At 46.9% G+C, this 16,773-nt stretch carries 13 protein-coding genes; 6 read left to right on the top strand and 7 right to left on the bottom strand.

The features are described 5' to 3' along the window. Positions 1-76 precede the first annotated feature (76 nt). The 3 genes from GZK95_RS06190 to GZK95_RS06180 are packed head-to-tail and all read right to left on the bottom strand — an operon-like array spanning position 77 to position 4,363. The gene (locus GZK95_RS06190) at positions 77-1,297 is read right to left on the bottom strand and encodes an ABC transporter substrate-binding protein (protein ID WP_083626244.1); all 1,221 of its coding nucleotides are present in this window, start codon (positions 1,295-1,297) and stop codon (positions 77-79) included. Continuing rightward, positions 1,294-2,658, bottom strand: coding sequence for a sigma-54-dependent transcriptional regulator (locus tag GZK95_RS06185; RefSeq protein WP_197740169.1), 1,365 nt, complete (start codon positions 2,656-2,658; stop codon positions 1,294-1,296). The genes GZK95_RS06190 and GZK95_RS06185 overlap by 4 nt, the downstream gene beginning before the upstream one ends. Continuing rightward, positions 2,621-4,363 carry a sensor histidine kinase gene (locus tag GZK95_RS06180; protein WP_075715338.1) on the bottom strand — a complete coding sequence of 581 codons (1,743 nt, stop codon included), beginning with the start codon at positions 4,361-4,363 and terminating at the stop codon, positions 2,621-2,623. Before GZK95_RS06180 ends, GZK95_RS06185 begins: the two co-directional genes overlap by 38 nt. A 251-nt stretch (positions 4,364-4,614) precedes the next feature. Between GZK95_RS06180 and GZK95_RS06175 the strand changes: the two genes are divergently transcribed. Beyond that, on the top strand, positions 4,615-5,163 hold the full coding sequence (locus GZK95_RS06175) for a DUF2301 domain-containing membrane protein (RefSeq protein ID WP_075715339.1): 549 nt from the start codon (positions 4,615-4,617) through the stop codon (positions 5,161-5,163). 61 nt (positions 5,164-5,224) lie between these two features. On the opposite strand, the gene GZK95_RS06170 is transcribed toward GZK95_RS06175, so the two are convergent. Beyond that, positions 5,225-6,433 carry a NupC/NupG family nucleoside CNT transporter gene (locus tag GZK95_RS06170; protein ID WP_075715340.1) on the bottom strand — a complete coding sequence of 403 codons (1,209 nt, stop codon included), beginning with the start codon at positions 6,431-6,433 and terminating at the stop codon, positions 5,225-5,227. Positions 6,434-6,883: 450 nt separating this feature from the next. Here GZK95_RS06170 and GZK95_RS06165 point away from each other — a divergent pair, with 450 nt between their 5' ends. After that, positions 6,884-7,795, top strand: coding sequence for a glucosaminidase domain-containing protein (locus tag GZK95_RS06165; RefSeq protein WP_075715341.1), 912 nt, complete (start codon positions 6,884-6,886; stop codon positions 7,793-7,795). Between the two features lie 81 nt (positions 7,796-7,876). On the opposite strand, the gene fdhF is transcribed toward GZK95_RS06165, so the two are convergent. Continuing rightward, positions 7,877-12,082, bottom strand: coding sequence for a formate dehydrogenase subunit alpha (gene fdhF / locus GZK95_RS06160; RefSeq protein WP_075715342.1), 4,206 nt, complete (start codon positions 12,080-12,082; stop codon positions 7,877-7,879). A gap of 350 nt (positions 12,083-12,432) precedes the next feature. Between fdhF and GZK95_RS06155 the strand changes: the two genes are divergently transcribed. The 3 genes from GZK95_RS06155 to GZK95_RS06145 all read left to right on the top strand — a co-directional run bounded on the left by GZK95_RS06155 (position 12,433) and on the right by GZK95_RS06145 (position 13,666). Beyond that, complete coding sequence (locus tag GZK95_RS06155) at positions 12,433-12,858, top strand: DUF3429 domain-containing protein (protein WP_075715343.1); 426 nt, start codon at positions 12,433-12,435, stop codon at positions 12,856-12,858. Then, positions 12,851-13,231, top strand: a complete 381-nt coding sequence (locus tag GZK95_RS06150; RefSeq protein WP_075709386.1) for a thiol-disulfide oxidoreductase DCC family protein — start codon at positions 12,851-12,853, stop codon at positions 13,229-13,231. The genes GZK95_RS06155 and GZK95_RS06150 overlap by 8 nt, the downstream gene beginning before the upstream one ends. Before the next feature lie 84 nt (positions 13,232-13,315). Next, positions 13,316-13,666, top strand: a complete 351-nt coding sequence (locus GZK95_RS06145; protein ID WP_075709385.1) for a rhodanese-like domain-containing protein — start codon at positions 13,316-13,318, stop codon at positions 13,664-13,666. 61 nt (positions 13,667-13,727) lie between these two features. Here GZK95_RS06145 and GZK95_RS06140 read toward each other — a convergent pair whose 3' ends face one another. After that, positions 13,728-14,111 (bottom strand): DUF2541 family protein, encoded by a 384-nt coding sequence (locus GZK95_RS06140; RefSeq protein ID WP_075715344.1) that lies wholly within the window; start codon positions 14,109-14,111, stop codon positions 13,728-13,730. A 512-nt stretch (positions 14,112-14,623) separates the two neighbouring features. On the opposite strand from GZK95_RS06140, the gene GZK95_RS06135 reads away from it, so the two are divergent. Continuing rightward, positions 14,624-15,472, top strand: coding sequence for an alpha/beta fold hydrolase (locus tag GZK95_RS06135; protein WP_075715345.1), 849 nt, complete (start codon positions 14,624-14,626; stop codon positions 15,470-15,472). A gap of 99 nt (positions 15,473-15,571) precedes the next feature. Here the strand turns inward: GZK95_RS06135 and GZK95_RS06130 are convergent, their stop codons facing one another. Beyond that, positions 15,572-16,684 carry an NADH:flavin oxidoreductase gene (locus GZK95_RS06130; protein WP_075715346.1) on the bottom strand — a complete coding sequence of 371 codons (1,113 nt, stop codon included), beginning with the start codon at positions 16,682-16,684 and terminating at the stop codon, positions 15,572-15,574. Positions 16,685-16,773 lie beyond the last annotated feature (89 nt).

Here is a 16,773-nt window from a genome sequence, read left to right as displayed (position 1 = left end):
CCGCGCCTAACTCTGCATGTTGAGCGCAAAGCGCCCATGATGATGAGCGGCTTTCGCTCAATGCGCTCAGTCAAAATCAGGGCACTAAGGGAGGATAAGCTCGCCACTGCCCCAACATACGCGTTGCGGGCGCAAAGCCGCCTGTTTGCTGAGTTGTTCCAATGGCCTGATACTGCATAATTTTATGGGTATCTGGGTCAATATAAGATTGGAAACCTTGCGGGTCTTCCGGTAACGAGACTTTCAAGCCGGGTAATGCATTACGCAGCCCACTCACAGTTTGCGGTTTGGCTTGTCGCCAGCCAACATCCAGCACCCGAATTACGGTATACGCATCTTGAGCGATAAAAGTAGGAAATCGTTGAGTACGTTCAAAGAATGAATTGATATAAGTTTGGTTGGCAGAAGTTTCAGGCCAATTGATGTGTGAGCGCCCAGAAAGAACGACGCCTTCAGGCAGCGTATCGCCCAATCGCGACAGAACGAAGTAACCGCCTCCGGTGTCGAAATTGACAAAGTGGGTGCTCTCCAACAATCCCGCTCTTGCGGCCTGTTCAAGGAAAATAACCAGATCTCGCGTCCAATGACCACTCACCAACACATCTGGTGGGTCGGCAAGTAGCGCTTTGATGTAAAGGCGGTAATCGGTCTCTCCCAGCAAGCTGTAAAACTCATCTTTAACCTGATATTGCACATGATGCCGCTGCAAACTGTTCATCATTGTCTGCCATATCTGATGACCATACTCATAGTCAGGACCAATATAGGAGATGGTCTGCCATTCCATCTCTGCTTTGACATCACGTAGATATCTAGCTCCCGCATCACTTGATTGCGATGCGTCATTGTTTAAATGAAAATACCAAGGGTGTCGTTGATCTTCGGTGAGCCTAGCGGTGCTATGCCCTGCACCAAGAAATAAGATTTGATGTTGCTTTGCCAGTTGTGACACTTCCAAAGCGATATTGGAATTCACTACACCACATAACACGTCGACACCACGATGAATAAAGCTGGTCGCGATTTCTCGTGAACGGAACTGCTTACCCATGGTATCTGCGACATAAACACGTAGCTTGGGCGCGTCCTTCTCTCTATGTACTTCTTCTAGCGCCATTTCCAATGCCACGACAGCATCATTGCCCCATAACGCTGATGGCCCTGTTAGCGGATAAAGACAGCCAACTTCAAGATCAGCCTCTTGTTTTGTGGCGCCGAGAACCACTTCGGCTTGTAATATGGGACTGAGCAGCAGCGTAAAAATGAGTACGGAAAAACGCACTAACAACATTCTCATACTTCAATACCGAGTTTCTGCAAACGCCTTTTTAACGCATGACGGGATATATTGAGTAATTTGGCTGCATTGCCTTTGTGTCCGCCACTTTCAGCAAGTGCCGTCAAAATCGCGGCTTTTTCTTCACCTGCCAATCGAGAAGATATCACTTCTAAAGGCTCACTATTTGCGCCATAGAATCCTGACGACGAAGACGCCGTTTGCAGGGTATTAAACTCACTCGGCAACTTATCGCACTCTATTTCCGTTCCGCTGTATAACACAGATAGCCGTTCAACTAAGTTTTTGAGCTCTCGAATGTTACCCGGCCAACGGTACGCACTAAGGCAAGCGATACTCGCGGTTGAAAAACGAATCTGTGCGCCATCAACCGCAAACTGATGGGCGAAGTGATCAAGTAATAACGGAATATCTTGCGCTCGTTGCGACAATGATGGGAGCATCAGTGGCATCACATTGAGGCGATAGTATAGATCGGCGCGAAAACGCCCTTCTTCTACCGCGCTAGCCAGATTACAGTTGGTCGCCGCAATCACTCGGACATTGGCTTGCTTCTCTGTTGTCGAACCAACAGCACGATAACGCTGACTCTCGAGAAACGAGAGGAGCTTAGCTTGCAGAGCGAGAGGAAGCTCTCCTACCTCGTCAAGAAACAACGTTCCGCCATTCGCGACATCGATCAGTCCCGCACGAGATTTGCTTGCTCCGGTAAATGCGCCCTTTTCAACGCCAAACAGCTCAGACTCAAGCAAACTTTCTGGAAGCGCTGCGCAATTGAGCTCGATAAATGCTCTATCGGCCAAAGCACTTTGGCGGTGAATCTCCGCCGCAACCGCCGTTTTACCCGTACCGGATTCACCCAAAAGAAGAATGGTACGAGCTTGGCTTTTCGCGACTAACGCGAGCTCACTGACGAGCTTTTCCATCATTGGCGTTTGACCAATTAAACCTTGGTGATTGACCGCAGAGTTTTGGAAATATTGGCCAAGTTGGTTTTTGAGTAGCGTAATATCAAATGGCTTGGTAATAAAATCCTTCGCGCCTTGCTTAACCGCTTCTACCGCGATTTTTATATCACCGTGGGCTGACATCATTAACACTGCACTATCTGGGAGCATAGTGTTTAAACGTTGTAATGGCTGTAAATCTTCGCCATCCGGTAGTCTGAGATCAAGCAAGACCGCGTTCGGACGAGAGAGTTGAGCCTTACATAACCCTTCTTCCGCACTGTGTGCCACTTCAATATCAAAGTCATTGCAGCGCAAGGCAATTTGCAATGAACGCGTCAATGCAACTTCATCATCAATAATCAAAAGCGTTGGTTTACTTTTTACCGTCGCATTCATCGCAGTTTGATTCACAGACTGACTCCCTATCAAATCTCAACACGGCTTGAGTGCCCTTTAAGGGCTGACTATAAAATTCCAGTTTGGCCTGATTCATTTCTGCCAAACGCTGCGATACAGACAAACCTAAGCCGGTTCCTGTCGTTTTGGTGGTGTAAAATGGTTGATTGATGCTGGCTATCTGTTGCTCTGTCATTCCACAACCTTGATCGCTTACCATCAATGAAACCGTCGACTCGGTCTCTATCACGCTAAGTTGGATGCTACTTTCTGCCTTGGATGCTTCTAATCCATTGATCAGTAGATTCATTAAGATCTGCTGCAATTGGTTTTCATCCGCAAAGACTGATATGTCTGTCTCGACGCTATCATCAAGCACCAATATCACCCCCCGTTCTTGAGCCATCGGTGTCACCAAAGCGCTCATTCGCCGGATTAGTGCCTTTAACGCAACTCGCTGTGTTTGCGGATCCGGTGGGCGCGCGTATTCCAGCAAATTTGAAATCAATTGATTGATGCGCTCAATCTCACCCACCATCAAACTTTGCAGTTCTTGCTCTTCAGCTTTTTGATGCGACAAGGTCTGCACACACACTTTAATTGTCGCCAGTGGATTGCGAATCTCATGAGCAATGCCTGTCGCAAACTCTCCCCAAACGGCTTTGCGTTCCGCCTCTCCTCTAGCCAACATTAATGAATCTAAATGGGAAGTCATACGATTAAACGCCCCTGCTAAGAGCGAAATTTCATCGTGACCAGACACTGGTATTCGGGCAACCGAGTGACCCGCCGAAACAGCATTTGCCGCATCAATTAGGGGGAATACCCGCCGCCTAACTCGCTTGACCAGAAAGTAGAAAAACGTGGTGACCAGCGACAATACCAAGCCCGCCATAAGTAAAACCAAAATCCGCTCGTGTTCTCGATCTAATAACGGCTCATGGCCTGCATTGTTGACGAGTTGCCAATCCCCCGTTAAAGGCTCACGCTCATAACCTTGGTGGCTCATTGCTACGGACCGGCCCAAAGCGTCAAAACAATCGCTTGGCTCTTGTTCTCCAACGCAAAGCAGCGTCTCGTCAAAGCCCCCTGCGGAGAGATATTGCGTTAAGCTCGCCAATCGTAACTGAAATGCTAGATAGCCAACTAACTGCTGGCGCTGTCCTGCTAGGTAAACAGGAGTCGCCAGCAAATACCAAGCGGACTTACCACGTATTGCTGGTTGCGGGCCAATGAGCATCACCTCGCCAAAAGACGTTTTCGGTAAAGATGTCACTGAGAACTGCCCTACTCCCCAGTATGGATAGCCGCTCGCACTTTGACCCGCTAACGCATTAACTAACTGCCAATTTTGATCAAAAAACAGCGCACCATAAATTTCAGCGCGGTCGATATCGAAATGGATCAAGCTAAGTGTTTGGGCAAACTGGCTCGAAGGTAGGGTTGGATTAAATAAACCAGCGATGGCCGGAAGTTCGGATATCGCGGACAAGGCATGGGTATGCTGACGGGTGAAATGGTGGATGCTGTTTTTAACCTGCACTAGGTTCTGCTGCACACGCTCCTTTGCCATATCCGAGACCAATCCAGCGGTCATTCGATCATAAACCACAATGGTTATCAGCAAAGGCAAACTCGCCACTAGCAACGAAAGCACAAAAAAACGGCGAACAAGGCTGTTTTTCCAAAACTTGATCGTTTGTCTACTCGTGTAAGCCATAATGCAATCCAGCAAGGTAAGCCAATATGTCGCCTTATTCGCGGCAATAGAACCACACACTTATTCGTTTAACTTACTTTGTTTACTTATCGTGTGGGACGTGGTTTACCTTATCAAATTATCAACAACTAGTTAACACGACTAACGTCGAACAGCAATTCAAAGAGATGATCGTTTTATTGTGTTAAATCATGGGGTAAATTGATTGCATCCCATATTAGCCGTACCGTTTTCTTAAGGTGGTAGACAACATGGCCAATCCAGAATACCAAGAAAAGCTCGATAGTTTAGACAAACTGAGCGTCTGCTTATATCGCACCGGCATCTCACTGTTTGCAATAGCACTGCTATTTTTAGCATTGAGTTTGAGCTCGCTGTTTAACCTCACTCATACACTTTCGCTTTCGTTACTTATCACTGGCATCGCTGCGGCAATGTGTGCGGCCAACTTACATGTCTACAACAAATGGGTTCGTACCATTATTGTCTGGTCCGCTTGGATTGGTATTTTGCTCATACTCAGTGACCCGCAACAAGGCCGTGTATGGTTATCTCTGGGCTTTTTGTTTATCACTCTATCCGGTCTTGCGCTCAAAGAGTCGTTCTGCTTTAAAGTACTTGGTTTAAAAGTCGTGCCGATTTTGTTGGCAAGCTCGATTGGGCTTTTGTACTTCACTCAAACGATTTACGCGTCCATCTTGCTGGCACTCACCGGCCTCATCGTCGGCTATCTATCTTTCAAAAAATGGCAGATGCCACTCCATTTTGATATTGGAATAAAAGCCAACTACGAAATCTAGAGAGCAAAAAGCCCACTGTTCGAAGTGGGCTTACGCTAATTTCTGCAATGTTGCCTGAAACTTATAGCGCGATAAACAAACCAGCTAAAGCGGCACTCATCATATTGGCTAAGGTTGCTGCGGTCACTGCACGCACACCCAATTTAGCCACTTCGTGACGACGCTCTGGAGCCATAGCACCAATTGAGCCAAGTTGAATCGCAATTGAACCGATGTTAGCAAATCCGCATAGCGCAAAAGTAATGATCACTTGGCTATGAGCAGAAAGAGTTTCTTTAACATTAACGAAATCCAAGAAAGCGACAAACTCGTTGAGAACCGTCTTCTGACCAATCAAAGCCGCCGCAGAAAACACCTCATTCATTGGTACGCCAGCAAATAGTGCCAATGGCGCAAATAGGTAACCCAAAATGGTTTGCAAGGTTAGGTTATCAATACCGACTAGCTCACCAGCGGCTTCAAAACCGGCATTGACCATGGCAATCACACTGACAAAAGCGATCAACATCGTACCCACGGCCACCGCCACACGAACGCCATTCATTGCGCCAGAAGCCAAAGCATCAATAACGTTGCTGTCGGTACTCTTTTCTAACTCAATCTCCCCTTGCGCAGCGGAAGTCTCACGCTCTGGGACCATGATTTTTGCCATAAGCAAACCACCCGGCGCCGCCATAAAACTTGCCGCGATCAAGTATTTCAACTCCACGCCCAGTGCCGCATAGCCGCCAAGTACAGAGCCCGCTACCGATGCCATCCCCCCGACAATAACGGCAAACAGTTCTGAACGTGTCATGTTGGCTAAGAATGGACGCACCACTAAAGACGCTTCGCTCATCGATAAGAAAATGTTACTGGTTGCCGCCAATGATTCAACTTTGGAAGTACCCAGCGCACGCGCGATACCACCACCTATCACAAGGATAAGTTTTTGCATGATGCCCAAGTAGTAAAGCAGAGAAATGATCGCCGAAAGGAAGATAATCAAAGGAAGAACACGAATGGCGAAAATAAAGCTGCCGGTTGCCAATTCACCAAACACAAAGCCAATTCCTTGATCAGCAAATGCAAGTAAACCCGAAACACCGTGACTAATTGAACCGAGTAGTGATTGACCCAAAGGGAAATAGAGAACCAACGCGGCAAAACTCGCTTGTAGCGCGAATGCACCTAAAACGGTACGCCAGTTGATGCTTTTACGACTATCTGAAAGTGCATAGGCGCACGCCAAGATGGCGAAGATGCCTGCCAAGCTATAGATGATTTGCATTAATGTTACCCTGCTATGTATCTGTGCTAAATATCTAAAATTAAGGCGAACCAAAAATCAGACGCGCACAGGTGCAGGCAACATCGCAAAATGTTGTCTTGCCCGTTCGCAGATTGTTGGCCCGTAAACGCTCACAGTTACGCTGGGCCCAGTTCCTTGGGGCAAGTTTCCATTTTGCAGCCGATTGAAAGCCGACTAGGTAAACGTTTACGTACCTAGTCGAGCGCGGAGTATAGTGACTCGGTTTACATGTGACAATGATCACTTTTGTTAAATTTGACTGTTTTTATCCGTTTAATCAAAAAAGCATCAATTACGCTGAAAGTGATGAAAACTTAAAGCGCTAATTTGATCGATGTTTTACGCAATCAATCGATTATTGCTAATGTATAATCAAACGAGATTGATCAATCATTCAACACCGAGTTGGCTCTCACATGGAGAAACAGAATGTCATCATTACGACTTTCTCACCTTGCTACCATCAGCGCACTGGCGCTGTTTTCTTTTACAACCCACGCGAATGACGCTCTGCCATCCTCACCGGATCACATTACACAACCTTATCCCGTTGAACAGATCACCGAGTTGCATTCTGCTAAACAACTTGTCGCCCGATTCGAGCAAGACAATTATGACCTTCAACAGGTTGCCAAAAACCTCCAGCTACCCAGCTACTATGTTGAAAACTTGCCAACTGACCTTAACGCATTGCCAGTAGAGCAGAAAACGACCGGGTTTATTCGCTTACTGCTGCCAACTGTCACAGCGGTAAACAAGCAAATTTTAGCGGTGAGAACTTCGCTCAAGAAATTAGCCCAAAAGCCACAGTCAGACTGGACGCCACAAGAGCAGGCATGGGTTGCGCAGTTAATGGAATCTTACGCTGTAAAATCCAATGATATTGACGAACTGCTGCTGCATGTAGACATCATTCCAGTTGGAATGGTACTTGCGCAAGGCATTGATGAAAGTGGTTGGGGCACCAGCCATTTTGCCATCGAGGGCAATAGCTTATACGGTGAACATCTCCCTGCACACGGGGGCAAGTACCTGACAACGCCGGGTGGGCATGTAAAAGTGGCGGCATTTGATAACTTGTATGCGGGAACCGCAAGTTATATGCATAACCTTAACACCACTGGCGCTTACAAAGAGTTATGGCACCTGCGCAAACAACTGCGCGAGCAAAATAACCTTAACGGTCACCAGTTGGTTGCCGCACTCGCGCACTATTCCACTCGAGGTGAAGCGTATGTAGAGAACCTACGCGCCCTGATTAAGCATCATCAACTTGATAGCTTTGATCATGTTGTGCTGGAGGGTAATCGCAGCGAGCGCATTCGATTTACTCACAAGTGAGAATACCGCGAGCGGTTCGATAAGTAAGTAAAAGGGGCGCAAAACGCGCCCCTTACATTTAGGTATGTTGACCAAAGCACGTTAAGCCATCGCAGGCTCTTGCACTTCCACTCGTACCGCTGCCACTTTGAACTCAGGGATCTTAGCGTGCGGATCGGTTTCGGTCGTCGTCAGTCGGTTAACTGGTGACTCAACAAAGTGGAAAGGAATGAAAATCACCCCTTTTTGAATCCGCTTAGTCACAAAGGCATCTATCTCAATCGAACCTCGTCGGGTTGAAACTTTCAATCGTTGCCCATTACTGATACCTAGCGCCTCGGCATCTTGCACGCTGACCATCGCTCTTGGCCCGGCCAGATTATCTAACCCTTTGGTCTTGCGCGTCATCGTGCCTGTATGGAATTGCTCCAAAATACGCCCCGTTGTTAACACCAAAGGATATTCGTCATCTGGCAATTCGGCAGCATAACGGAACGGCACCCCAACCATCTGGCCTTTGCCCCGCGTAAACTGCGTTTGGTGCATAATACGGGTACCATGAGGGTTGTTTTTATTGCTTGGCCACTGGACACCATTCGGGGTGATATTTTCCCAAAGTAGACCTGCATACTGCGGTGTAACACGCGCAATCTCACTGGTGATATCGGCAACATGTTGATAGTGCCAATCTCCGCCCATTGCATTGGCGATCTGTTGTACAATCCACCAATCTTCTTTTGCCTCTCCTGGCGCTTTTAACGCTGCATTAACCCGTTGAACACGACGTTCAGTATTGGTGAAATGACCAGACTTCTCTGCAAATGAATAAGCCGGTAGCACCACATCCGCATACTGGGCAGTTTCCGTTAAGAAGATATCTTGTACCACAAGGAAATCTAACGCTTCCAACCCTTCAATCACGTGAGCTTGGTTTGGATCGCTCAAGACTGGGTTTTCACCCATCACATACAACCCACGTACCTCGCGATGGCAAGCCGCATGAATGATCTCTGTTAATGTTAGCCCCGGCTCTGATGGTAAATCAGGCGCGTCCCATTCAATTGCAAACTTTTGACGCACCATAGGGTTATACACTTTTTGATAACCTGGGTAGCTATTAGGCAGCGCACCCATATCACACGCCCCCTGCACATTGGATTGTCCGCGTAACGGGTTAATACCACCGCCTTCAATGCCTATGTTGCCGCACAGTAACTGCAAATTGGCAATCGAACGAACATTATCATGGCCTGTCGTGTGCTGGGTGATCCCCATCGAATAGTAAACCGCGGTACGTTTAGCCGTACCTATTGTGCGTGCCATGGCAAAAATATCGTCGGCACTCACGCCGGTAACTAGCTCGACTTTGTCTAACGCGTAAGCTGGCGACATCACCTCTTGTAGGAAGGTATCAAAGCCATCAACACGTTCTTCGATATACTCTTGATCATACCAACCGTTTTTGATGATCTGTTGCATCACCCCATTGAGTAACATTACATCTGTACCAGGACGATGAGCCAAGTACAGCTCAGCATGGTCAACCATATCAACGCGTTTTGGATCCGCCACGATTAGGCGCGCACCATGATGGCGAATTGCCTGTTTAATATGTGATGCAATAATCGGATGCGCAGAGGTGGTGTCTGAACCAATGATAAAAATCACATCCGAATGCTGAATGCTTGGGATGTCATTGGTCATCGCACCGCTGCCCAACGAAGCTTCAAGTCCGGTAACGGTCGATGCGTGACACAAACGCGCACAATGGTCGACGTTATTCGTCCCTAACTCACGGCGTATAAATTTTTGGAACGCGTAGTTGTCTTCATTGGTCGTTTTTGCTGAAGAGAAACCTGCCAGAGAATTACTGCCAAAGTCTCGCTTAATGGCAGTAAACTTCTTCGCAATTAAGTCTATTGCTTCTTGCCAACTGGCTGGCTGTAGCAAACCGTCTTTACGGATAAGTGGTGTGGTTAAACGCGCTTTATCACCGATAAAGTCAAAACCAAAGCGACCTTTAACACACAGCATACCTTGGTTGACGGGCGAATTCGCACCGGTGACATATTGAATACGGTTATTGGCTTCGTCTACGTGCATGGTCAACTTACAACCAACGCCACAATAGGTGCAAATGGTATCTACGGCTTTTAGTTGCTCCACCCGACCTTGCGAACGGTCACGTTTGTCGACCATCGCGCCAGTAGGACAGGCCTGCACACAGGCACCACATTGCACGCAATTGGAGTCACCCATCAACAATTTGCCATCGCAACTCTTACCAAAATGAGGCCGGTCATCTGGGCGAAGCGCTGGGCGTCCGTTGTGGTCATGAACGAAGTTTAAAATGCCGTGCACCGCTTGCTCACTGCATGCCTGAATACACTGACCACAACTGATACAGCGGTTAGCATCAAATTCAATAAACTCAGAGCTGCGATCAACGCTAAACTTGTGGCGCGGATCTTTTGCACGCAAGTTGAGCCAATCATGATGAGATTGGACATTGAGGGTGTAGTCAAAGTGCTGCTCAGCATTATATTCCGTTGAGTAATCACGCAGATCGCAACTGGTGTTAGCTTGACAGCCGCACTCCAAGCAACGAGCCGCTTCTTTTATCGCTTCTTCATTATCAAAGCCAAGCTCCACCTCAGCGAAGCTCTGCTCGCGCTGCGCTGGCGTTAACTCCGGCATGATGCTACGCGCCACTTTCTCAAAGTTTTCAAAATGAATTGGATCAACCTGTTTGAGCGCGGTTTCCTTGCGTGAGTTAAACGCAGGTTTTGGCATATCCGCCATATCACCTTCAAGAAATAGGTCGATGGCTTTCGCAGCAACGCGTCCATCCCCTACGGCTTCTACCGCCGTGGCTGGGCCGCGTCGAAAATCACCAATACTAAATATATTGCCCGTGCCCGTATGCATCGTGCGCGGATCAGATTCTGAGGTGTTCCAGCGGGTTAATGGCAAGGCTGGCGAATCGTTGTCTAAGAAACTTAAGTCTGGCTTTTGAGACACCGCAGCGATGACCGTGTCAAACTCTTGAGTGAAAAACTCTCCCGTCGCTTTCGGACTGCGACGGCCAGATGCATCAGGCGCACCCAATGCCATGCGCTCCAATCGTACGGATTGAACGCGCCCATTTTGATCGGCAATATTTTCGACCGGATTGGTCAAAAATAGAAACTTAACGCCCTCATGCTCGGCTTCAACGATTTCATAATCTTCTGCCGGCATTTCTTCGCGAGTGCGTCGATAGATTATAGTGGTATCCGCCCCAGCTCGTCTCGCAGTACGCGCACAGTCAATCGCCGTGTTACCACCGCCAATTACAGCGACTTTGTCACCTGTCGTGTAGGTACGCTCAGTGACATAATCTTTTAGGTAGTCAACCCCAAGGTAGCAGCCCGCCAAATCACTACCTGTGTAGTTCATTTCTACCGCCAGTGAGGCACCAACGGCGAGACAGACTGCATCATATTGCTCGCTAAGTTGCGACAAGGTAAAATCTTGCCCGAGCTTCTGCCCCGTTTTTACTTGCATTCCATTGCGACACATTAACTCGATTTCTTTATCGAGAATCGCTTTAGGCAGACGATATTCCGGAATGCCATATCGCAACCAGCCACCCGCTTTGGGCATTGCCTCAAATACAGTGACATCATAACCTTCGTTTGAGAGATAGTACCCAGCCGTCAGTCCACCTGGTCCACTACCAACAATCGCAATCGCGCGATCTTTACTCGGTTTTTTCTCTGGCACATAGGCTTCCTGTGCCGCCAGATCCGCATCCGCAGCATGGCGTTTAAGTTGGCGAATCGCTATCGAGTCATCCACCAATGAACGGCGACATTCACTCTCACAAAATGCCGGACAAACTCGCCCAATAGACAGTGGCATCGGCAACGTACGCTTAATCACTTCAATCGCTTTTTGATGATCATTTTGAGCGATATAGTACAAGTAAGATTGGATATCAACTCCAGCTGGGCACGCGGTTTTACATGGCGCTTCGCAATCAGCGTAGTGATCTTGCATGATTCGGTTTAACGCCTTACGGCGATGCTCTGTCAGTTGCGGAGACTGAGTAATGACGTTCAAACCAGAATAGACTTGGGTTTCACACGCGCGGACTGTGCCGCCACTTTCGACCTCGACAACACAAAGGTCACAAGGTACTTTATCGTTTGATTTATTCAGTCCGCAGAGCGAAGGGATCTCGACTCCACAAACCTTGGCAGCTTCCAGAAGTGTCGCGCCTTCTTCTACGATGCGGTATTTGCCATTAATTATAATTTCAATCATTAGGTGCCTGCAGCGAAGGTTAAATAGCCTTACAAAGGTTAAGGATACCTTCTAGCCTATTAAAATCGTACTACAAACCTCACACAAACTTATTTTACTCCACGTAAATTGCCTGAAACTTAATGTACTCTTTCGCAGCAACAAAAATAAACTATTGATAAATTAGATAGTTAAGAAAACCGTTTCACCATAAATCGCTCCTTTCCTCATCTGGTCATATCAGTGCTTCACATCCCGGTGCAATTTAGAGTTTGAGCAAATAACGCGCGGAAAAAGTGTTATTCCATCTTTAATCCGCTCTGACTTCATCCATACTTGATCGTAAACCTCTTCATTGCGTAGGTAACTGCATGATAAAAAAGCTTGGCTACATGGGCTTGGTTCCATTTGTGGTACTTCCACTGATGTTACTTACCCCACAATATGTGACACCGTCACTAACAACAAAGCTCTTCACTATGTACAGTGTCTGCATCGCGTCATTTATGGCGGGCACGCTGTGGGGGCGCGAAGTGGACAAGCCGTCCGCTAAACCCTACATGCTGATGGTATCTAACGGGATTGTTTTGTGTGCGCTCGCGTTTGCGCTAATCGCGGATTTCAAGATCATCGGCGCGATTATGGGGTTAATGCTGACGCACCTGATCAATTTCATCAGTGAACGAAAACGGGGTGACCAACGCTACTATCATTTACGTAAAGTGCTAACCGCCGTAGTCATTATCTGCCATGCACTGATGATCCTGCTGCTTTCTTGGAGTATTACTATTGAATAACGTAACCATCTTTTACGATGCCAGTTGCCCACTTTGTGTTAGAGAAATGCGCGCGCTGCAAACTCACCTAGCCACGCGAGCGAGTTTCGTTAATGTACTCGATGAGCAAAAGATGCAGACACATCAAGATATCAATGTAGAGCAAACCAAACGCGTCCTACATGTGATTGATGAGCAAGGTAAATTACGTTTGGGGGTTGATGCGAACGTCTACTTGTGGGAACTGACGGGAACAAAGCGCTATCTTACTCTACTGCGTCTGCCCATTATTCGTTCTATTGCCAATCTGGCGTACTGGTTGTTTGCACGTAACCGATATCGCCTATCTAGAGTGCTTACTGGACAATCGAAGTGCAAGCAATGTGATTTATAGCTAAACGCACAGACAAAACGCTGATCATTCCCTTCGAACCCTGATATATATTTATACTATTCACAATTTAACCATGGAAGAGTTATGAGAAAACATATCCACTTGTTAGTGTTGTCGTTGTGTTTGAGTGTGTTTTCTGTCGTTGCCAATGCTTCTGAACGAGCGAGAATTGCTTGGGAGAAAATTCAACAGGGAGCGATGGTCGTTGATGTGAGGACGCCACAAGAGTTTGCTTCAGGGCACCTCGACCAAGCGGTGAACTTCCCATTATCCGAGCTCGATAAGCACTTTGCCACTATCGACAAAGACCAGCCGATTGTCGTCTACTGCCGCAGTGGTAACCGTTCTGGTATCGCTTATGATTACTTGAGTGAACAAGGTTTTACTCAAATCCACAATGGTGGGGGCTTCACGGAGATGCAAGCTGCTAAGTGACGTACACATAAAATCGCCCGCATGGGCGATTTTACGTTTAGTCTCTCAACTGTGAGGCACTCTAGTCCTTCTCTTTGCCGTATACGCGTACACCCGCTTTCGAACCTTCTGAGTTACCATAAACATCGATGCTCTTAACGCAGCGGCGTTTTCCAAAGTAACGCCAAGCACTGAACTCATCTTTATCAAAGCCGCGATAAAAGTTAAATGTTTTGCTTTCACCATTTTGAAACTTCACCACTGCTTTACGCAGGTCTAACTCACGCTCGGCTTTAATTTGGATTGCATTGGTATAACGACAAACTAGTAACGGTACTTTTGCCGCATGCTTACCGTGCTCAAGCAGTATAGTGCGCCCTAACGTAAACTTATCATCGGCATGCGCCGTCGCGCTGAGGATTAGCGTGCTGACAAGCGCGCCGAGGATTATCGATTTCTTTACCATATTTATTCATACAATTGATATTGAGTCGGCGCGCATTCTATGAGGTAAATACATTAGGTGTTAGCGTTTTTTAGTCCGTCAGCGAAATTTTGGCAAGCCGTTGACATTAGGGTGGCAAAAGCTTGAGAAAGGAGACTATTTTGCGCAAAAGCGTGACATAAACTTTACCGGCAATATCGAACCTCCCGGCTCACCTCAACAAAATGCTTCCCCTCGGCGATGACTATAGTCCTAAAAGCGAAGAATAGCTTAGAGTATTAGTAATGCTTATTGGGCGACAAGCGCGTGCAGTCAGATCCGCAGAAATATAGCTCGTACATTTTTCGTGCAGTGTATCGGCTTTCTACTCGCACTGGGATAGTCAAGGTCGTATGTGACTGATAAAGTTACGTTTAAATGCAATCTATTGCATCTTACAGCGAGCACGTCGAGCACTCTAGCTCTGCGCTAAACGACAAGATCACGCGCTATTAAGATGTTAATTCCCCACATGCAACGCTCAAGGTTTCTATATGCGTAATGACTTGAAAAGTAGCCTGCTTTTTACTCTGCTTCTGCTTTCTTTCTCTCAAACCGTGCTCTCCAAGGACAAATTGCATATGGTTGATGTTGGAAGCCATAAACTGAATGTACTTCAACTTGGTACTGGTTCATCAACGGTCGTCTTTGACTCTGGTTTTAGTGATACGTTGGATGCATGGTTTAAGATTCAGCCTGAAATATCAAAATACGCAAAAACCATTTCCTATGATAGGGCTGGGATAGGCAGATCTGAGGTCGGACCGAATCCACGCAGCGCACAGCAAATTGCCACTGAACTTAAAACTGCTCTAGATAATGTCGGGGCTTTTCCACCCTATATTCTGGTTGGCTGGTCAGGCGGTGGTTTATTTCAAACGGTCTTTGCTGCTCGCTACCCTGATGATGTCGCGAGTTTGATTCTCGTTGATCCTGCGACAGCAGAGCATTACGACTATATGCAACACACGCAAGAATGGGCGGACACTTTTAGTCATTTAGATGAGTTAAATGCTGGTTATCGCGGTCAACTTGAAGCATTGGATCTAACAAAAATGCAAGTACGACAGTCTTGGCCACTATCGGAAACACCTGTCACATTGATTACAGCAACGAAACCACTAGGAGGTTGGCCTTTTAGCAACGAGAGTGAAATGAAATATTGGCAAAGCACCCACGAACGATTGGTGAAAAGTAGTCCAAATACCACCCATATTGTCGCAGAAGGCAGTACTCATTTAATGCCAATACAAAATCCTTCAATCATCATTAATGTGATTAAGCAGCATATTGAGAATCTGGCTTCAAAACCAATGGATGTTTTACCCGACAAGGCACAATAAAAGCTCAGACGGAAATCAGGTAAAAAAGAGGGTAAGTGCTGTAAGGCAACCTGCCAGTTAAAAAATACTAGCAGGTTGTAATAGGCTTAATAGACGATGTTAAGCCGCTCGATTGCGCTGGTTTGGTTTATTGTAAACCACACAAAAGTTACCGCGCTTGGTACGGCATTTTGAGCAACGCTCGCAGTCAACGGGTTTTCTATCTTCTTCTAGCCAACGCTTAATTAACATTGGCTCAGCCATTAATGGTCGAGACAGTGCGAAATATTGGATGTTGGTACGTTCTGCAATTTCCTCGATAGCACAGAAATCCCCTAGCCCACCAACGGTAATAACAGGAACACTCACCTCTTGGCTGATCACATCGCCATATTCGTGGAAATACCCTTCAGCTTGTAACGTATAACCGTCAAACTGTTCGCCAATCATCGTGCTCGCGTTACCATGGATGTTGCCAGAGATAATGATGGCATCAACACCGAGTTCCTCAAGCTTCTTACAGACCACACGGGTTTCATCGAACGTAGCGCCACCTTCAAAAAACTCCGTTGCCGTCAACTTCACTAGAATTGGGAAGTCATCACCAACCAGCTTGCGTGTTGCTTGGAAGATCTCGACTAAGAAGCGCATGCGGTTTTCTAAACTACCGCCATACTCATCTTCACGCTGGTTGTAGTAAGGGCTTAAGAACTGGTTAATTAGATAGGTATGCGCGGCATGAATCTCTACCCCATCAAAGCCTGAATCTTGCGCACGCTTACTTGCTAATGCAAACGCCTCCACAATATAGTCAATCTCAGCTTTAGTCATCGCTTTACCTTGCGTCTTGGTACCGCGTTCCGGGATATCACTTGGAGCAAAGATAATACGTTCACCAACATTAAAGGTGGTTTTTGTACCACCATAAGCAAGCTGCATTACAATCTTTGAATCGTATTGATGCACTAGCTCAGTTAGCTTTTGATATTCAGGGATAAAGGTATCATTATACATCCCCATCATACCTGCATTAGGTTTCTCCTCAGCGACAATGTTGGCGTAACCGGTGACAATTAAGCCAACCTCGCCTTGCGCCAGTTCTTCATAAATCTCATACAGACGATCCGTCATATGACCATCTTCAGTGGCGAGATTTTCCCACGTTGCACTGCGGACAAAACGGTTTTTTAGGGTCATGTTGCCAATACGGCTTGGTGAAAATAGGAAGCTCACATCCAATCCTCTAATTGTTTATTATTTTTTTCTCCTTGGGTATTTGCTCAGCCAACAATCGCGCTTCAAATCAATACCACTTCAAAAGG

The sequence above is a fragment of the Vibrio panuliri genome, from assembly GCF_009938205.1.
GTDB lineage: Bacteria > Pseudomonadota > Gammaproteobacteria > Enterobacterales > Vibrionaceae > Vibrio > Vibrio panuliri.
The sequence above is the reverse complement of the archived record's forward strand: the minus strand, read 5'-3'. Positions and strand labels throughout refer to the sequence as shown.

What these genes read in the sequence shown, in the direction of transcription:
- GZK95_RS06190 (WP_083626244.1), bottom strand. Translation starts at nt 1,297, where the DNA reads ATGAGAATGTTGTTAGTGCGTTTTTCCGTACTCATTTTTACGCTGCTG.
- GZK95_RS06180 (WP_075715338.1), bottom strand. Translation starts at nt 4,363, where the DNA reads ATGGCTTACACGAGTAGACAAACGATCAAGTTTTGGAAAAACAGCCTT.
- GZK95_RS06175 (WP_075715339.1), top strand. Translation starts at nt 4,615, where the DNA reads ATGGCCAATCCAGAATACCAAGAAAAGCTCGATAGTTTAGACAAACTG.
- GZK95_RS06170 (WP_075715340.1), bottom strand. Translation starts at nt 6,433, where the DNA reads ATGCAAATCATCTATAGCTTGGCAGGCATCTTCGCCATCTTGGCGTGC.
- GZK95_RS06165 (WP_075715341.1), top strand. Translation starts at nt 6,884, where the DNA reads ATGTCATCATTACGACTTTCTCACCTTGCTACCATCAGCGCACTGGCG.
- fdhF (WP_075715342.1), bottom strand. Translation starts at nt 12,082, where the DNA reads ATGATTGAAATTATAATTAATGGCAAATACCGCATCGTAGAAGAAGGC.
- GZK95_RS06155 (WP_075715343.1), top strand. Translation starts at nt 12,433, where the DNA reads ATGATAAAAAAGCTTGGCTACATGGGCTTGGTTCCATTTGTGGTACTT.
- GZK95_RS06145 (WP_075709385.1), top strand. Translation starts at nt 13,316, where the DNA reads ATGAGAAAACATATCCACTTGTTAGTGTTGTCGTTGTGTTTGAGTGTG.
- GZK95_RS06140 (WP_075715344.1), bottom strand. Translation starts at nt 14,111, where the DNA reads ATGGTAAAGAAATCGATAATCCTCGGCGCGCTTGTCAGCACGCTAATC.
- GZK95_RS06135 (WP_075715345.1), top strand. Translation starts at nt 14,624, where the DNA reads ATGCGTAATGACTTGAAAAGTAGCCTGCTTTTTACTCTGCTTCTGCTT.